This window comes from Amycolatopsis orientalis, from assembly GCF_000943515.2.
GTDB classification, from domain to species: Bacteria; Actinomycetota; Actinomycetes; order Mycobacteriales; family Pseudonocardiaceae; genus Amycolatopsis; species Amycolatopsis orientalis.
In genome coordinates, this window is sequence record NZ_CP016174.1 from 272111 (window position 1) to 288812 (window position 16702).

18 protein-coding genes are annotated in these 16702 nt (G+C 68.1%); 6 read left to right on the forward strand and 12 right to left on the reverse strand.

Annotation, left to right across the window (positions count from 1 at the left end; all coding sequences use genetic code 11):
• Positions 1-48 precede the first annotated feature (48 nt).
• A complete protein-coding gene (locus tag SD37_RS01290) occupies positions 49-483 on the forward strand; it encodes a PPOX class F420-dependent oxidoreductase (RefSeq protein ID WP_044849332.1) in 435 nt (144 codons plus the stop codon).
• A gap of 14 nt (positions 484-497) precedes the next feature.
• Here the strand turns inward: SD37_RS01290 and SD37_RS01295 are convergent, their stop codons facing one another.
• Positions 498-1025, reverse strand: a complete 528-nt coding sequence (locus SD37_RS01295; protein ID WP_044849331.1) for a TetR/AcrR family transcriptional regulator — start codon at positions 1023-1025, stop codon at positions 498-500.
• Positions 1026-1116: 91 nt separating this feature from the next.
• Here SD37_RS01295 and SD37_RS01300 point away from each other — a divergent pair, with 91 nt between their 5' ends.
• Together SD37_RS01300 and SD37_RS01305 are read left to right on the forward strand one after the other, a co-directional pair.
• Positions 1117-2604, forward strand: coding sequence for an MFS transporter (locus SD37_RS01300; RefSeq protein ID WP_044849330.1), 1488 nt, complete (start codon positions 1117-1119; stop codon positions 2602-2604).
• Positions 2605-2619: 15 nt separating this feature from the next.
• Positions 2620-4008 (forward strand): FAD-binding oxidoreductase, encoded by a 1389-nt coding sequence (locus SD37_RS01305; RefSeq protein WP_044849329.1) that lies wholly within the window; start codon positions 2620-2622, stop codon positions 4006-4008.
• Between the two features lie 68 nt (positions 4009-4076).
• On the opposite strand, the gene SD37_RS01310 is transcribed toward SD37_RS01305, so the two are convergent.
• The 4 genes from SD37_RS01310 to SD37_RS01325 all read right to left on the reverse strand — a co-directional run bounded on the left by SD37_RS01310 (position 4077) and on the right by SD37_RS01325 (position 7162).
• The gene (locus SD37_RS01310; protein ID WP_044849328.1) at positions 4077-4799 is read right to left on the reverse strand and encodes a DedA family protein; all 723 of its coding nucleotides are present in this window, start codon (positions 4797-4799) and stop codon (positions 4077-4079) included.
• Positions 4800-4852: 53 nt separating this feature from the next.
• Complete coding sequence (locus tag SD37_RS01315) at positions 4853-5275, reverse strand: hypothetical protein (RefSeq protein ID WP_044849327.1); 423 nt, start codon at positions 5273-5275, stop codon at positions 4853-4855.
• A gap of 17 nt (positions 5276-5292) precedes the next feature.
• Positions 5293-6495, reverse strand: a complete 1203-nt coding sequence (nagA, locus tag SD37_RS01320; RefSeq protein ID WP_044849326.1) for an N-acetylglucosamine-6-phosphate deacetylase — start codon at positions 6493-6495, stop codon at positions 5293-5295.
• A gap of 91 nt (positions 6496-6586) precedes the next feature.
• Positions 6587-7162, reverse strand: a complete 576-nt coding sequence (locus SD37_RS01325; protein WP_044849325.1) for a SigE family RNA polymerase sigma factor — start codon at positions 7160-7162, stop codon at positions 6587-6589.
• A 141-nt stretch (positions 7163-7303) separates the two neighbouring features.
• Here SD37_RS01325 and SD37_RS01330 point away from each other — a divergent pair, with 141 nt between their 5' ends.
• A complete protein-coding gene (locus tag SD37_RS01330) occupies positions 7304-7588 on the forward strand; it encodes a YciI family protein (protein ID WP_044849324.1) in 285 nt (94 codons plus the stop codon).
• Between the two features lie 4 nt (positions 7589-7592).
• Here SD37_RS01330 and SD37_RS01335 read toward each other — a convergent pair whose 3' ends face one another.
• The 6 genes from SD37_RS01335 to SD37_RS01360 form a co-directional block, all read right to left on the reverse strand.
• Complete coding sequence (locus tag SD37_RS01335; protein WP_044849323.1) at positions 7593-8588, reverse strand: PDR/VanB family oxidoreductase; 996 nt, start codon at positions 8586-8588, stop codon at positions 7593-7595.
• The gene (locus tag SD37_RS01340; protein WP_044849322.1) at positions 8585-9451 is read right to left on the reverse strand and encodes a metal-dependent hydrolase; all 867 of its coding nucleotides are present in this window, start codon (positions 9449-9451) and stop codon (positions 8585-8587) included. The genes SD37_RS01335 and SD37_RS01340 overlap by 4 nt, the downstream gene beginning before the upstream one ends.
• Positions 9448-10920 carry a flavin-containing monooxygenase gene (locus SD37_RS01345; RefSeq protein WP_044849321.1) on the reverse strand — a complete coding sequence of 491 codons (1473 nt, stop codon included), beginning with the start codon at positions 10918-10920 and terminating at the stop codon, positions 9448-9450. Before SD37_RS01345 ends, SD37_RS01340 begins: the two co-directional genes overlap by 4 nt.
• An 81-nt stretch (positions 10921-11001) precedes the next feature.
• Positions 11002-11475, reverse strand: coding sequence for a pyridoxamine 5'-phosphate oxidase family protein (locus SD37_RS01350; protein ID WP_044849320.1), 474 nt, complete (start codon positions 11473-11475; stop codon positions 11002-11004).
• 8 nt (positions 11476-11483) lie between these two features.
• Positions 11484-12374 (reverse strand): SDR family oxidoreductase, encoded by an 891-nt coding sequence (locus tag SD37_RS01355; protein WP_037306053.1) that lies wholly within the window; start codon positions 12372-12374, stop codon positions 11484-11486.
• Between the two features lie 87 nt (positions 12375-12461).
• Positions 12462-13373 carry an aldo/keto reductase gene (locus SD37_RS01360; protein ID WP_044849319.1) on the reverse strand — a complete coding sequence of 304 codons (912 nt, stop codon included), beginning with the start codon at positions 13371-13373 and terminating at the stop codon, positions 12462-12464.
• Positions 13374-13423: 50 nt separating this feature from the next.
• Here SD37_RS01360 and SD37_RS01365 point away from each other — a divergent pair, with 50 nt between their 5' ends.
• Both SD37_RS01365 and fbaA read left to right on the forward strand, forming a co-directional pair.
• On the forward strand, positions 13424-14245 hold the full coding sequence (locus SD37_RS01365) for an LLM class F420-dependent oxidoreductase (RefSeq protein ID WP_044849318.1): 822 nt from the start codon (positions 13424-13426) through the stop codon (positions 14243-14245).
• Positions 14246-14328: 83 nt separating this feature from the next.
• Positions 14329-15360 (forward strand): class II fructose-bisphosphate aldolase, encoded by a 1032-nt coding sequence (gene fbaA, locus SD37_RS01370; RefSeq protein ID WP_037306056.1) that lies wholly within the window; start codon positions 14329-14331, stop codon positions 15358-15360.
• Positions 15361-15454: 94 nt separating this feature from the next.
• On the opposite strand, the gene SD37_RS01375 is transcribed toward fbaA, so the two are convergent.
• Entirely contained in the window at positions 15455-16672 is a 1218-nt protein-coding gene (locus tag SD37_RS01375) for a hypothetical protein (protein ID WP_044849317.1), read from the reverse strand.
• Between the last annotated feature and the right edge of the window lie 30 nt (positions 16673-16702).

A 16702-nucleotide genomic window follows, 5' to 3' on the forward strand; every position in this document is an offset into this window, starting at 1 on the left:
TTTTGGCCGCCGGGGAACAACCCGGGCGGCCCGCGCTTTGAGGGAGACATGACCGACTCCGCGCTCTACGCGATCCTCGCCGACCGCAACTTCGGCACCCTCGCCACCATCAAGCGCGACGGCAGGCCTCAGCTGTCGACCGTCAACTATCTCTACGACGCGGACGCCGGCGCGATCCTGATCTCGGTGACCGCGCCGCGCGCGAAGACCAAGAATCTCCGGCGCGACCCGCGGGCGACCTTCCATGTGTCGACGGAAAGCGGCGACGGCTACGTCGTCGTCGAGGGTCCGGCCGTCTTGACGCCGACGGCCGCGGCCCGGGACGACGCCACCGTCGACGCCCTGGTGGATCACTATCGGCGGGCTCGCGGCGAGCATCCGGACTGGGACGAGTTCCGGGACGCCATGGTCGCCGACCAGCGTGTCCTGCTGACCATCCCGATCGAGCGCGTCTACGGCCTCCAGGCGCGTTTAGCGGGCTAAACGCGAAATGACGGTCAGGGCTGGATGCGCGCCTTGATCTCGTCGATCCGGTCGAGCAGGCGGCTCGCGTCGTCCCGGCCGAGTGCCGACCGCAGGTAGAGCCCGTCGCCCACCAGGATGACCAGTTCGGCCGTCAGCGAGTCGCCGACGTGCTCACTGATCAGGTCGTGGACCTTCTGGTTGTAGATCTGGACGACCTCGAAGACGCGGGGTTCGTTGAGCATGATCCGGATCGTCGCCATGGTCGTGCGGTGCAGCGGCTTGCGCTGGGTCGCGTCGGTGATGGCGGTGCGCAGGTACCACGAGACGACGCCTTCGGGCGCCTTTCGCGCCTGCTCGAGGTCCTCGTCCGAGAGCCGCGATAGCCGCTCCAGCAGGCCGTCGACCAGGGCTTCCTTGGAGCCGAAGTGGTAGAGTAGGCCGCCCTTCGACACCCCCGCGCGCGCGGCGACGGCTTCGAGCGTGACCCCGCCGGGGCCTTGCTCGATGAGGATCTCCTCGTACGAGTCGAGGACGCGTTCCTTCGCGGTGGGCTTCGCCATATCAGTTGACTATACCGTCCGGACGGTTTACCTTCGCATCAGGCGGTAACTGTACCGTCCAGACGGTTTATCTAACAGAGGAGAGTGCGCCATGGCGGGGCGCAAGCAGTGGTGGGCGTTGGCGGTACTGGTGCTTCCGGTGCTGCTGATCAGCGTGGACATGACGGTGCTCGGGTTCGCGCTGCCGTTCCTGTCCGAGGATCTGGCGCCCACCGGTGCGGAGCAGCTGTGGATCGTCGACATCTACTCGTTCATGCTCGCGGGCCTTCTGGTCCTGATGGGCACGCTCGGCGACCGCATCGGGCGCCGCAAACTGCTGCTCATGGGTGCGGCGGCGTTCGGTGCCGCGTCGGTGCTCGCGGCCTTCTCGACCAGCGCGTTCATGCTGATCATCGCCAGGGCGCTGCTCGGCGTGGGCGGTGCGACGCTGATGCCGTCGACGTTGTCGCTGATCCGCAGCATCTTCCTCGACCCCAGACAGCGCCGGATCGCGATCGGGGTGTGGAGCGCGGGGTTCTCCGGCGGGATGGCGGTCGGGCCGGTGCTCGGCGGCTGGCTGCTGGAGCATTTCCGGTGGGGTTCGGTGTTCCTCATCAACGTCCCGGTGATGCTCGTGCTGCTGGTCGTCGGACCGTTCGTGCTGCCGGAGGCGCGTGACCCGAAGCCGGGCCGTTTCGACCCGTTGTCGGCGCTGCTCTCGCTGGCCGCGATGCTGCCGGTGGTCTACGGCATCAAGCTGATCGCCGAAGACGGCTTCGGCCTGAAGGCGGCGATCAGCGTCCTGCTCGGTCTCGCGCTCGGCGTCGTGTTCATCCGCAGGCAGAACCACCTCGACGAGCCGATGCTCGACCTGAAGCTGTTCTCGAACCGGGCCTTCAGCGCGTCCGTCGTGACGAACATGCTCGGGGTGTTCGCCATGGTCGGCCTGCTGTTCCTGGTCCCGCAGTACCTGCAGCTGGTACTCGGCCTGACCCCCGTCGTCGCCGCGCTGTGGATGCTCCCGGCGACGGTCGCCGGTGTGGCGGGCGCGCTTCTCGCGGCCTGGCTCGCGAAGCGGATCCGGGTCTCGGTGCTGGTCAGTGGCGGCCTCCTGGTCGCCGCGGTCGGGTTCCTGGCGTTGACGCAGGTCTCGGCGGGCGGCGGGCTCGCCTACGTCGTGGTGTCGTTCACGCTGCTCGGGGGCGGTGTCGCCCTCTCCGAGACGCTGACGAACGACCTGGTCGTCTCGGCCGCTCCGGCCGAGCGGGCCGGAGCCGCCTCGGCGATCTCCGAAACCGGGTTCGAGCTGGGTGGCGCGCTCGGCACGGCGATCTTGGGCAGTGTCGCGACCGCGGTCTACCGCGCCGGCCTGCCGGAGGGCACGGCCGAGGCCGCGCGCGACACGCTGGGCGGCGCCGTCGCCACCGCGCACCAGCTCGATCCGGCGCAGGGGCAGGCGCTCCTGACGTCGGCGCGCGAGGCTTTCACCCAGGGTATGCACGTCACCGCATGGGCGGGTGTCGCCGTGCTCGTCTATACGGGTATTCAGGCCTTCGTTCTGCTCAATCGGAAGAAAGATTCCGTAGTGCGGATCTCATGAGCCTACGATGGGGTCATGAGCAACGACGCCTTGGTCACCCGCCTCCGTGAACATCTCGGCAAGGCCGCGGTGCTCACCGACTCCGACGTCACGGCCGCGTACTCGCGCGACATGATGCCGCTCGCCTCGGCGGGCAAGCCGCTCGCGGTGGTGCTGCCGTCCGATGTGGAGGGTGTACAGGCCGTGGTCAAGGCCTGCGCGGAGTTCGAGGTGCCGATCGTGCCCCGCGGCGCCGGCAGTGGCCTGTCCGGCGCCGCGAACGCGATCGACGGCTGCGTGATGCTGGCGCTGACCAAACTCGACAAGGTCGTCGAGATCGACGCGGGCAACCGGCTCGCCGTCGTGCAGCCCGGTGTGGTGAACCTCGATTTCCGCAACGCGGTGGAGAAGCACGGCCTGTTCTATCCGCCTGACCCCTCCAGTTACGACTGGTGCACCATCGGCGGCAACCTGTCCACGAACGCCGGTGGACTGTGCTGCGTGAAATACGGCGTCACCACGGATTCCGTATTGGGCCTGGAAGTCGTGCTCGCCGACGGGTCGATCCTGAAGACCGGGCGCCGCACGGTGAAGGGGGTCGCGGGCTACGACCTCGCGCGGCTCTTCGTGGGCAGCGAGGGCACGCTCGGCGTGATCACGCAGGCGACCGTGGCGCTGAAACCGTTGCCGCAGTTGCCTTCCACCTTCGTCGCGGGCTTCAGCAGCACGGAGGCCGCCGGGGAAGCCGTCGCGCGGGTCGTGCGCGAGGGGCTGGTTCCCTCGCTGCTGGAGATCATGGACGCGACGTCCATCAAGGCCGCCGAGACCTACCTCAAGACCGACGTCGGCGCCGGATCGGATTGCAAGGCCCTGCTGCTCGCGCAATCCGACTCCGGCGGCGAGGTCGCGCGGCGGGAACTCGCGGTGCTGGAACAGATCTGCGTCGACTGCGGCGCGGACCTCGCCTACGCCACCGACGATCTCGAAGAGGGCAAGATGCTGCTGCAGGTGCGGCGGGTCGTGCTCACCGCGCTGGAGATGTACGGCGTCTGGCTGACCGACGACGTCTGCGTGCCGCGCACCCGGATCGCCGAACTGATCGCCGGCTGCGAGCGGATCAGCGAAGAGGTGGGGCTGCGGATCGCCGTGGTCGGCCACGCCGGCGACGGCAACATGCACCCGACGATCGTCTACGCGCCGGATTCCGAGGAAGAGTTCGCCCGCGCGCAGAAGGCCTTCGACGCGATTCTCGACGTCAGCCTGTCGCTGGGCGGGACGGTCACCGGTGAGCACGGCATCGGCCGGATCAAACGCGAGTGGCTCGCCAAGGAGATCGGCGAGGTCGGCCTTCGCGTGCATCGCCAGATCAAGCAGGCGCTGGACCCGGGGAACCTCTTCAATCCGGGCTCGATGTTCTCCCTCTAGATGTTATGAACGGGACTTTCATTGCAAATTTTGCAATGAAAGTCCCGTTCATAACACGAGCGAACGCGTCAGTCGCGCACGCGCGGGATCTGCTGCGTGATGTCCTCGGCGGTGTCGGCGACGATGCCGGTCGCGGTGGCGCCGTGCTTCTTCTCGCGGCGCGACTTCAGGTACTCGAGCACGATCGGCACCACCGACACCAGCACGATCAGGATGAAGATCGCGTCGATGTTGTCGCGGATGAACGGGATGTCGCCGAGCAGGTGGCCGAGCGCGGTGATCCCGGCGGCCCACAGGACGCCGCCGATGACGGTGTAGGTGAAGTACTTCTTCGGGTCCATCTTGCCGATGCCCGCGATCCAGGTGATGAACGTCCGCACGAACGGCACGAACCGCGCCAGTACGACAGCCTTCGGTCCGTGCTTCTCCAGGAAGGCGTGCGTCTGGTCGACGTACTTCTTGTTGAAGAACTTCGAGTCCGGGTTGCGGAAAAGCCAGGGCCCGATCTTCCAGCCGAGGCCGTAGCCGAGCAGGTTGCCGAGCAGCGCCGCGACCGTGACCAGGACGCAGACCAGCCAGAGCGGCGCCTCGATCTTGTTGGACGCGATGAGCAGGCCCGCGGTGAACAGCAGGGAGTCACCGGGCAGCACCGGGAAGATGCTGCTCTCGATGAAGATGATCAGGCAGAGCACCGTGATGACCGGGACGGTCAGCCCGCTCAGCAGGTGCATCGGGTCCAGCCACTCGGGCAGGAGCCCCATCGTCGTCACGTTGTTCTGCGCCAGGATCACACCAAAACGGTACAGGGTGACGCTGAGTGGCCTGACCCGACGGGGAGACCCGCTCAGATCAGCGTGAGCAGCCCGATCACCGAACCGGCGGCCAGTCCCAGCAGCACGGCCAGCAGCAACACCCAGTACGCGGGCAGCGGCGCACTGCCGGGCGAAGGGGCTGGAGGCGGCATCGGACGTTCCGCCAGCCTGGCCGTTTCCGCGTCCTCCAGCGCGACGCGCTCCCGTTCGAGCGAGTCGGCACCCGCGCCGGAGAGGAGCCCGTACTGCAGCGGCAGTTCGCCCTCCCCCGGAGGCGCGGACGGAGACGGCTCGGCGGCGACAGGAGTCTCCTCGGTGTCCGAATTACTCTCGGTGTCCGATTCGACTGGCTTCTCGGTGGACGCTTCGGCGATCCGTTCCGCCGAAGGAGCGAAGACGGCCTGAGCGCGAAGGGCATCGGCCAGGAGCTTCTCCGGGTCCTTGGGCTCGCTCATCCGTACTCCTCTCGCCGCTACCCGTCGCTGACCGACACACCACCTTCGACCGCGCCGCTCAGCGGGGCCGTGGCGCTCAATGTAGCCGCAGCCTCGTCCTCGACCCACTCGCCCTGGCGCAGCACCTTGACCGGCCGCAGGTCGCGGTCGAGCACGACGACGTCGGCCGCGAGACCGGCGCGCAGCGACCCGGTCCGGTCGGCGAGGCCGAGCAGTTCGGCGGGCCGCCCGGAGGTCGCGCGGACGGCGTCGAGCAGGTCGATGCCCGCGCCGCGGACCAGGTTGCGGAAGGCCGCGTCCATGGTCAGGGTGCTGCCGGCCAGCGAACCGTTCCCGGCCAGCGTGGCGACGCCGTCGCGGACGTCGACTTCGAGACGGCCGAGGATGTAGCTGCCGTCGGCGGCGTCGGTGGCCGACATGGCGTCGGTGATGAGCACCGTCCGGCCCTTGCCCGCGTGATGCGCGGCCAGCCGCAGCACCGTCGGGTGCACGTGGACGAGGTCGCAGATCAGCTCGACGGTGATCCGCTCGTCGTCGAGGAGGGCGCCGATCGGGCCCGGCTCGCGGTGGTGGAGCGGCCGCATGGCGTTGAAGAGGTGTGTCGCGACGGAGGCGCCGGCGTCGATCGCCGGGATGATCTGGTCTTCGACGCCGTCGGTGTGCCCGATGGCGGCGATGACGCCCGATTCGGCCAGTTGCCGGACAGCCTTGATCCCGCCGTGCAGTTCGGGGGCGAGGGTGACCATCCGGATGTCGCCACGGCCCGCGGTGAGCAGCGCGTTGACCGTCGCCGTGTCCGGTTCGATCAGCGTCGCCGGGTCGTGTGCCCCGCAGCGCGCCTTCGAGATGAAGGGTCCTTCGAGGTGAATGCCGGCAAGTTCACCCTCTTGGACCAGCTCCCGAAGGGCCGCGATCTGGTCCCGGAGCACCGGAATGGGGTCCGAGACGAGACTGCCGAGCATGGTCGTGGTCCCGTGCCGCCGATGCGCGCGCACGGCGCGGTACAGCTCCTCGGGGTTCGCGCTGGAGAACGAGCCGCCCCCACCGCCATGGCAGTGGGTGTCGACGAAGCCGGGCACGACCAGGCACCCGTCGACGTCCACGCGGTCGATGTCCGGGGGTGCCCCGGAACCGACTTGGACGATCTTGTCGCCGGCGATGGCCAGCCAACCGTCGTCGAGTACACGGTCCGGGGCGACGACCCGGCCGCCCACGATCACGAAATCTCCGGCGCCTCTCACGCCCCCCAGCATATATTGGTCTGGACCAAGCATGGCGGCACAACCCAGCGCTCGAGAGTGAGGCCGGGTGTCAGTTCGGCGACTGCATCGCTTTCTGCAGTGCCTCCAGCGCCCGGCTGGCGGTTGACTTAACGGTACCTTTCGAAATCCCGGCGGCCTCCGAGATTTCGGCCTCACTCAGCCCACCGTAGTAACGGAGTACCAGAACTTCACGCTGACGCGGGGGCAGTTTGGACAAAGCGCTCACCACGGCCTGATGTTCACTCGACAGCATGGCGAGGCTTTCGGCCGAACGCGCGTTGACGGCGTGCGGTGCGACGTACTCGCGAGCGGTCTTGCGGCGCCGCAGCACGCTGCGTGATCCGTTGACCACGGCGGTGCGCAGATAGCCGACGGCCGCGGCGGCGTCACGCAGGCGTCCCCAGTTGCGGTGCAGCCCGGTGAACGCCTCCTGGACGACGTCCTCGGCGGTCGCGGGTTCGTCCACGAGCAGGATGGCCAGCCGGACGAGCCGCATCCGATGCTGGCGATAGAGATCCTCAAGGGTCAGCGGTGCCGCAGGCGGCGGTGGCGCGACCGGTCCGTCCATGGTGCGCAAGTGGCCGAGGGTCGCCTCGACACTGCGTTCCGCATTGCCCTCGAGCATGTACCCCTACCTGTTCATTTACCCCTTTGAAGCACAACCTGTGCGTGGCGCTCGATCAGCGTATCGGGTGGGGCAGGAGTCCTGCCTGATCGGATCCTGAGAAGCTGGGGGTGTCTGTTGGAACGACCTTTGGAGACGTCGATGGCCTGGTTCCTGGTGGAGATCACGTACGTGCAGGAGAAGCTGGCGGACGTGCGCCCCCGGCACCGGGAATTCCTTTCCCGCCTCGCTGACCAGGGCGTCGTCGCGCTCGGCGGCCCGCTGGGCGACGGCTCCGGTGGCATCTCGATGTACCGGGCGGCGGACGAGACCGCGTTGCTCGAGATCATCGACCAGGATCCGTACCACCTCGAAGGCGTGGTGGCGAAGCGGACCGTCCGCGAGTTCAAGCCGGTGATCGGCTCCTGGATTCCCCAGGAATCCTGACGGCTCAAAGGTCGAGGGTGACCGGCTCGCGTTCGACGCACACCCGGACGCGGTCGCCGGTCACCGTCGGCAGCTCGCAGGTCCCGCAGAATCCCTGGCGGCACGAATACGCGATGCCGGGCACGGTTTCGCGCAGGACGTCCAGCGTCGTGCGGTCGGCCGGCACGTCCAGCGTCACGCCGCTGCGGGCCAGTGCGACGCGGAACGGCTTGCCGCCGACGATCGGCGGCGTCGAGAACCGCTCGAAGAACACCGGGCCGGTCGTGTGCAGCGCCGCGTCCGTGCGGACACCGACGATCATCGGAACCGGTCCGCAGCAGTAGATCGGCGCGCCTTCCGGTGCCCCTTCGAGAAGTTCGGCGCCGGAAGCGGGCATCCCGTAGTCCGTGTCCGGCCGGATCCAGACGCGGTCGCCGAGTCCGGACAATTCCTCCAGGAACGGCATCGAAGCCTCGTCGCGACCGGTGTAGACCAGTCGCCAGTCCGCGCCGGAAGCGGCCGCCTGCCGCACCATCGGCAGGATCGGCGTGATCCCGATACCGCCCGCGATGAACAGGTAAGCCCGGCTCGCGACGAACGGGAACGCGTTGCGCGGGCCGCGCGCGGTGACACGCGCGCCCTTCTTGAGCGCGTGCACCGCCGTCGATCCCTCGCCGAGCAACCGGACGCCGACGCGGTAGGCCGAGCGGTCGGCCGGGTCGCCGCACAGGGAGTACTGGCGGACCAGCCCCGGCCGCGGCGCGAGATCGACATGCGCGCCGGGCCGCCAGCGCGGCAGTTCCTCGCCGCGCTCGTGCACCAGCCGCAGGCTGACGACGCCTTCGGCCTCGGCGCGGAGATCGTCGACCACCAGCGGGAGATCGCGGTCGACGGCGACCACCGGCGGACGGCGGCGGCCGCTCACCCCGCTGAGCCTGCGGTACACCGCCACGACACCGGTCAGCGACGACATCAAGCGGTCGGTCCGCCCGCTGCCGTCGAGCCGCAGCGGCCGCGTCATCGGGGTTCGTCGGCGGCCAGCGCGGCCGGGGAACGCGCGAGATACGCGACGGCCTGATCGGTGTCGCCGGTCTCGGTGGGGTGATAGGACTTCCGGAAGTACGGCCGGATCTCGCGTAGCAACTGCCTGCCCGACGGCAGCAGGCCCAGCTTCGCCACCCGGAGGTAGGCGCGGAAGCTCGCCTTGCCCGGCCGGGTCGGGTCGTTGCGCATCAGGAACCTGGTGCCCCGCAAGAAGACCCACGCGAGCACCGGCGTCACCACGAGCATGCTGCGCACGCGGCGGCCGTAGCGACCGTCGAGGTGCATGAACAGGTCGAACGCGACCGAGCGGTGCTCGACCTCTTCGGCGCCGTGCCAGCGCAGGAGATCCAGCATCGTCGGGTTGGCACCCGCGGTGTCGAGGGCTTCGGCGTCGAGGATCCATTGGCCGAGGAACGCGGTGTAGTGCTCGATCGCGGCGATGACGGCGAGCCGTTCGATCAGCCATTCCTCGCACCGCTTGGCGGACAGCGGGCGATCGCCGAGCAGACGGCGGAACATCCACTCCATCTGCGCGATGTACGGCCGTACGTCGACGCCTGCCGCTTCGAGATGCCCGGCCGCCCCGTCATGCGCCTCGGCGTGCATGGCCTCCTGGCCGATGAAGCCGAGGACGTCCTCCTTGAGCCGCTCGTCACGGATCAGCGGAACGGCCTGCTTGAACACCTCGACGAACCAGCGTTCGCCCTCCGGCAGCGCGAGATGCAGCACGTTGATCGTATGCGTGGCCTGCGGTTCGCCGGGGATCCAGTGCATCGGCAGCGACGCCCAGTCGAACCTGACGTCGCGCGCGTGCAGGACGATCTGCTCGTGGTCCGTCATGACGCCCTCCCGCTGAGTTCGAAGTCGCTCGGGTCGACCTTGCGGGTCTCCAGCCAGTAGCGCCAGGTGAAGCCGGGCCAGATCGTGCGGTTGACGCCCTTCGCGTCGAGGTACCAGCTCTTGCAACCGCCCTGTGTCCACACGCCCTTGACCAGCTTGTCCTGGATCTCCCGCTGGAACTTCTCCTGGACACCGGCGCGGACGTCGAGTGCGGCGGCGCCGCGCGAGTCGGCGAGTTTGATGGCGTCGACGACGTAGCGCGCCTGCGATTCGATCATGAACACCACGGAGTTGTGCCCCAGCGCGGTGTTCGGGCCGAGGAGGAAGAACAGGTTGGGGAAGCCGGAAACGCTGATGCCCTTGTGCGTGCGCATCCCCTCGGCCGCCCATTCCTTGGCGAGGTCGCGGCCGTCGATCCCGGTGATGTCCAGGTATTCCAAGGCGTCCGTGACCTTGAACCCGGTGCCGTAGATGATCGCGTCGACCTCGTGCTCGACACCGTTGCCGTCGACGACGCTGTGCGCCTTGACCTCGCGCACGCCGTCGGTGTTGACGTCCACATTGGACCGGTTGATCGCCGGGTAGTAGTCGTTGGAGATCAGAACCCGCTTGCAGCCCATGGTGTAGTCGGGGGTGACCTTCTTGCGCAGCTTGGGATCCTTGATGGCCTTGCCGATGTGGCGCTTCGCGATCACCTCGCCCGCTTTCATGATCGCGGGGTGGCCGTTGAAGCCGACGGCACGCACTTCGAGGAACCAGTACAGGGCGTTGCGGTAAAGCCGCTGCACGCCGGGGATGCGGCGGAAGGCGGTCTTGGCCCAGCCGGGCATGGCGTGGTCGGGCTTCGGCATGATCCACGGCGGGGTGCGCTGGAACAGCGTCAGTTCGTCGACTTCAGGGGCGATCCGCGGGACGAACTGGACCGCGCTGGCGCCGGTGCCGACGACGGCGACCTTCTTGTCGCGCAGGTCGTATTCGTGGTTCCACTGCGCGGAATGCCAGGTCTGGCCCTTGAACTTCTCGATCCCCGGCAATTTGGGGACCTGCGGGATGTGCAGGCCGCCGACGCCGGAGACGACGAACTGGGCCTCGATGTCCTGGCCGGTTTTGGTGTGGACGTGCCAGCGGCGCGTGGTGTCGTCCCAGGTGGCGCCGGTGAGTTCGACGCCGAACCGGATCTTGCGGCGCAGCCGGTACTTGTCGGTGACATCCTTGAGGTACTGGAAGATCTCCGGCGCCGGCGAGAACGACCGCGACCAGTCCGGGTTCTGCTCGTAGGAGAACGAGTACATGTGGGACTGCACGTCGCAGGCGCAGCCGGGGTACGAGTTGTCGCGCCACGTACCGCCGACTTCGTCCGCCTTCTCCAGGATGACGTAGTCCCGGATTCCGGCTTTTTCGAGCTGGATGGCCTGGCCGAGCCCGGAGAACCCGGTGCCCACGATCACGACCTTGAATCGCTCGGTCATCTGGCAATCCTCCACTTCGAGGCGTTCGTGCCCAGATGACGTTACCGGAAGTAACAGTTACTTGCTAGTACTACCTACCTGTCAGTACGTTCCGCCGAGCTTCGAGTGGTCCCAGCTCACGATCTTGGTCGGCCGGAAGATCAGCCCGACCCGCTTCGGGGCCTGCTTGCCGATGAAGCCGGCGAGTTCGTCGGGGACCGGGTCGCCCGGCTTCGCGCCCGCGTAGCGCTGCGTGAGTTTGATACCCATCTGGGTGACCGCGGCCGTATCGGTGATGACCTCGACGTCGGCTTCGAGGGAGATCCCGCGCAGCTTGTCGTAGCTTTCGCCGTCCTCGATGAGCACGGTGGCGCGCGGGTCGCGCTCCAGGTTCTTGGCCTTCTGGGACGAGCCGTAGGTCCAGGTCGCGATGCCCGCTTCGTGCGGGTAGTACCAAAGCGGCGCGAGATGCGGGCGGCCGTTCGGCCCGATCGTCGCGACGTTGATGACCTTCTGCTCGTCGAGGAAGGCGGTGAGTTCGTCGGGGGTCATGCGGATCTGGTCGCGACGGGACATGCGCGGTCTCAGCCCTTCTTCGTGGCGGCCCGGCCTGCCTGACCGGTTATCGAAGATTCGTACGCGCCGCGCTGCTCGATGTCCACGAGTGCGGCCGCGTCGGCCTTCTTGATCCGGCTCTTCGCGCCGATCTCGATGATCGGCGGCAGGAACGCGCGGATCAGCTTGAGCCCGCCGACCCAGCGGGGCACGTGCACGGTGCGGGCGCGTTTGTTGACCCCGGCCTGGAGGTGGTCGAGCGCGACGGACAGCGGGTAGGTCTTGCCGAGCAGGCCGGGCATGCCGGTGCGGAGCTTGCCGAAGACGGGGTGTTTGTCGGCGCTCTCGACGAGGTCGGTGCGGATCCAGGTCGGGTGGGCGACGCCGACCTTCACACCGAGATGCGCGACTTCGGCGCGGAAGCTGTTGCAGAACGCCTCGACACCGGCCTTCGCGGCGGCGTAGTTGGCCATGCCGGGCGCGTGGGTGATCGCCGCCAGCGAGGAGATCGCGAGCAGGTAGCCCTTGCGGTCGATGACATGCGGGAGGGTGACGCGGAAGGTGCGCCAGACGCCGAGGAGGTCGACCTCGATGACCTTCTCGAAGGCGGCCGGATCCACCGACCGGACGAAACCGGAGGTGGCGATGCCGGCGTTCGCGATGACGATGTCGATCCCGCCGAAGTGCTCGACGACGCCCGCGGTGGCCCGCTCGAGGTCGTCCCAGCTGGTGACGTCGGCTTCCCAGGCGTGCGCGCTGGGGCCGATCTTGTCGGCGACGGCCTGTTGTTCCTTGGCTTCGATGCCGACCAAAGCGACCTTCGCGCCCTGTGCGGCCAGGCGTTCGGCGAGTCCCGCGCCGATGCCCCTGGCGGCGCCGGTGATCAGGACGACCTTGCCGTTCACGCTGTTCTTGGCCACGTTGCCTCCTCGTCCGAGCCCTACGGCTTTCGGACGGTACCTCAACCTACCCGGAGTAAGCTACCCACAAGTAAGTACGCGGGGGTTTCAGGCCGAGGCGGTGGTGAGGGCGTCGACCTCCTCGGTGGTGAGCGCGAGGTCGGCGGCGGGCAGGAGGTCGTTCAGCTGCTCGACCGAGCGGGCGCTCGCGATGGGCGCGGTGACGGTCGGCTGGGCGAACAGCCACGCGAGCGAAACCGCCGCGACCGAGACGCCGCGGGCAGCCGCGATCTCGTCGAGCGCCGAGAGGACGCGCTCGCCGCGTTCGTCCAAATAGGACGAAGCGCGGGCGGCACGCGGGCTGTCGCCGATGTTCTCCTTCGACCGGTACTTCCCGGCCAGGAAACCCTTGGCCAGCGCGAAATACGGGAGGACGGTCAGCCCTTCGCGTTCGACCGTCGGCGCCAGTTCGCGCTCGTAGTCGCGCTCCACGAGGTTGTAGTGCGGTTGCAGCGCGACGTACTTCGCCAGTCCCTCACGGTCCGAAATGGACAGTGCTTCGCTCAGCCGTTCCGCGGAGTAGTTCGACGCCGCGATGTAGCGGACCTTGCCCGCGCGCACGAGCGCGTCGAAGGCGCGCAGCGTCTCTTCGATCGGGGTCTCCGGATCGTCGATGTGCGCGTAGTAGAGGTCGATGTGGTCGGTCCGGAGCCGTCGCAGCGAGTCTTCGGCCGCCGCCGCGATGTTCGCCGCCGACAACCCCTTCCGTTCTTCCCACATGCCGGTCTTGGTCGCGATGACGACGTCGTCGCGGCGGCCTCGCTTGGCCAGCCAGTCGCCGATGATCGTCTCGGAACCGCCGCCCGAATAGAGGTCGGCGCTGTCGATGAAGTTGCCGCCCGCCGCCGTGTAGGCGTCGAGGACGGCGAAGGACTGCTGCTCGTCCGCGGTCCAGCCGAAGACGTTCCCGCCGAGGTTGATCCCCCGGACGTCGAGGTCGGTGTTGCCGAGTTTCGCCATACTTCGAACCTAAGGGAAGACATCGGCGGAGGCAGGCGTTGGCTCGGGTCATGGGAATTGAACTCGGCAGGTTCGGTGTCTGGCAGCTTGAGAGCAAGATCTCTCCGGAGCTGGCGGTCGAGCTGGAGCAGCTCGGCTACGGCGCGATCTGGCTCGGCGGTTCGCCCCCGGGCGACCTCAACGCCGCTGAGGCGCTGCTCGACGCGACCACTTCGATCACCGTCGCCACCGGCATCATCAACATCTGGCAAGTCGACGCGGCCACCGTCGCCGAGTCGTACCACCGTGTCGCCGCGAAGCATCCGGACCGCTTCCTCCTCGGCGTCGGGGCGGGCCATCCCGAGCAGGATCAGAAGTTCGTCAAACCGTACGGGGCGCTCGTCGAGTACCTGGACGCGTTGGACGCCGCCGGGGTGCCGGTCGAAGCCCGCGCGCTCGCGGCGCTCGGGCCGAAGGTGCTCAAGCTGGCGGGCGACCGCACCGCCGGTGCCCACCCGTACCTGATGACGCCCGAGCACACCCGCCAGGCGCGCGAGGTCCTCGGCCAGGGCCCGCTGCTGGCGCCGGAGCACAAGGTCGTCTTCGACACCGATCCGGAGCGGGCCCGCGCCGTCGGCCGTCAAACCGTCAAGTTCTATCTGGGCCTGGTCAACTACACGAACGCCTTGCGCAAACTCGGCTTCACCGACGAGGACCTGGCGGGTGAGGGCAGCGACAGGCTGGTCGACGCGCTGGCACTGCACGGCGACGCGGAGACGATCGGGCGCGGGCTCAGCGCCCACATCGAGGCCGGGGCGGACCACGTCACCATCCAGGTGCTGGACTCCGATCCTCTGCCGGCCTATCGGGCGCTCGCCTCGGTCCTTCTCTGACGCGACGGCTGTAGGCACCTCCCGGCCGACCTCGTACGATTCGGCCGAGAGGTGCACCAGCCTGCTTCGAGGAGGAGTAAACGATGCCCATCGCCACCCCCGAGGTCTACGCGGAGATGCTCGACCGGGCGAAGGCGAACGAATTCGCCTACCCGGCCATCAACGTGACCTCGTCGGAGACCCTGAACGCCGCCATCCGCGGGTTCGCCGAGGCGGAGAGCGACGGGATCATCCAGTTCTCCACCGGCGGCGCGGAATTCGCGTCCGGTCAGAAGGTCAAGGACATGGTGACCGGCTCGGTCGCGCTCGCCGAGTTCGCCCAGGTCGTCGCCGCCAAGTACGACGTCAACGTCGCACTGCACACCGACCACTGCCCGAAGGACAAGCTCGACGGCTTCGTCCGCCCGCTGATCGAGATCTCGGCCGAACGGGTCAAGAACGGTCAGCACCCGCTGTTCCAGAGCCACATGTGGGACGGCTCCGCGATCGACCTCGACGAGAACCTCGAGATCGCGCAGGAACTGCTCGCCAAGGCCGCCGCCGCGAACATCATCCTCGAGGTCGAGATCGGCGTCGTCGGTGGCGAGGAAGACGGCGTCGAGGCGGAGATCAACGAGAAGCTGTACACCGCCGAGGGCGACTTCCTGAAGACGATCGACGCGCTCGGCTCCGGCGAGAACGGCCGCTACCTGCTGGCCGCGACCTTCGGCAACGTGCACGGCGTCTACAAGCCGGGCAACGTGAAGCTGCGCCCGGACGTGCTCAAGGGCGGTCAGGAGGCGGCGTCGAAGAAGCTCGGCCTCCCGGCCGGGTCGAAGCCGTTCGAGCTGGTCTTCCACGGCGGTTCCGGCTCGCTGCCCGAGGAGATCCGCGAGGCGGTTTCCTACGGCGTCGTGAAGATGAACGTCGACACCGACACGCAGTACGCCTTCACCCGCCCCGTCGTGGACCACTTCTTCAAGAACTACGACGGCGTGCTGAAGATCGACGGCGAGGTCGGCAACAAGAAGGTCTACGACCCGCGTAGCTACCTCAAGGCCGCTGAGGCCGGTATGGCCGCGCGCGTCGTCGAGGCGGCCCAGTCGCTGGGTTCGGCGGGCAACAAGCTCTCCTGACCAGAACGCATTTAGTCCTCTAAATGCGGAAGTACGTGAAGGCCCCCTTCGTTGCGTCTAGCGCGGCGAAGGGGGCCTTCACGTACTCAGAGGCTCAGGCGGCCGGGAGTGTCGTCTTCTCGCGACGCTTCGCCAGCAGCGAGCTCACCGCCCGCGTTCCCGGCCCGGCGGCGGCCCACAGCGCACCGACCCCGGCCAGGCAGACCGCGGCCGTCCAGTAGGCCACCGGCGGCGCCGACTCGGTATGCGCGTCGCCGAGGATCCACGGCCGGAACTGCGACTGCACCCACAGCATCCCGTAGCCGAACGCCGTCACCAGCAGTGCGCCGGCGCCCGCCGTCAGCAGCGGATGCCCCCGGCCGATGCGGAACGCCAGGTCCACCGCGAGGCCGACGGCGAGCAGGTAGAACGGCACGACCGAGACCGGGAAACCCATCCCGAGCAACAGCGGCCACATGACCAGCCGGTAGCCGAGGTAGACGGCGGCGACCGTCGTACCGGCCCAGCGGAAACCGGTCGTGTGCCGCGCCAGCGCGAAGATCAACGCCATCACGCCGATGCCCCACAGCGGGTAGACCCAGTCGTCGATCGGCATCGTGAAGTACTCGACGGCCACCTGGTCGACCGGATGCCCGATCTGGTTCGCGGCGAAGTTCAGCAGTTCGGGCTCGGCTTCGGGCGCGCCGCGTTCCCAGGCGCGCAGCCCGAGGATGCCGTACTCCTGCTGGCCGTTCGGGAAGAACGTGTTCTCCAGGAAGAACGCCCACAGTCCGAGCAGGACACCGGTGCGCGCCCGGCCGGGCTTGGCGTACTTCAGCCAGCCCATGATCACGCCGGCCTGCATGATGCCCGTGCCGATGTAGAGCATCATGTGCGACGGGCTCCACGCGGTCAGGTCGAGGCCGTTGACGCGGTGGTTGATGACGTCCAGCGGTGCCGCGATCAGGAAGACCACGAGCCCGATCTGCATCAGCCGCAGCGAACGCCGGTCGGCGCCCATCCCGGTGTAGCTGTGGATCGCGACGAGCACCATGATGATCACCGTCCCGACGGTGTTGATCAGGTGCGGCGGGGCGAGGTCGTCCCGGAGCCACATGAAATGCCACGACATGTCCCAGGACGAGCCCACCAGTTTGAAGGCGAACGCGGCGAGCCACATGCTGTAGCAGAAGTTCAGCACCCAGTCCGGCGTCGCCTGTCCCGGCGCGCCGCGGTGCCAGTGGAGCTTGAAGAACAGCCTCGTCTTCGCGATGGGGCTGCGGGGGATGACACCCGGCGAAAGGTCCCCGGTCACTTCTGTCGCCTTTGTCATGCGGCACATCTTCCCTGCTCCAGATCACGG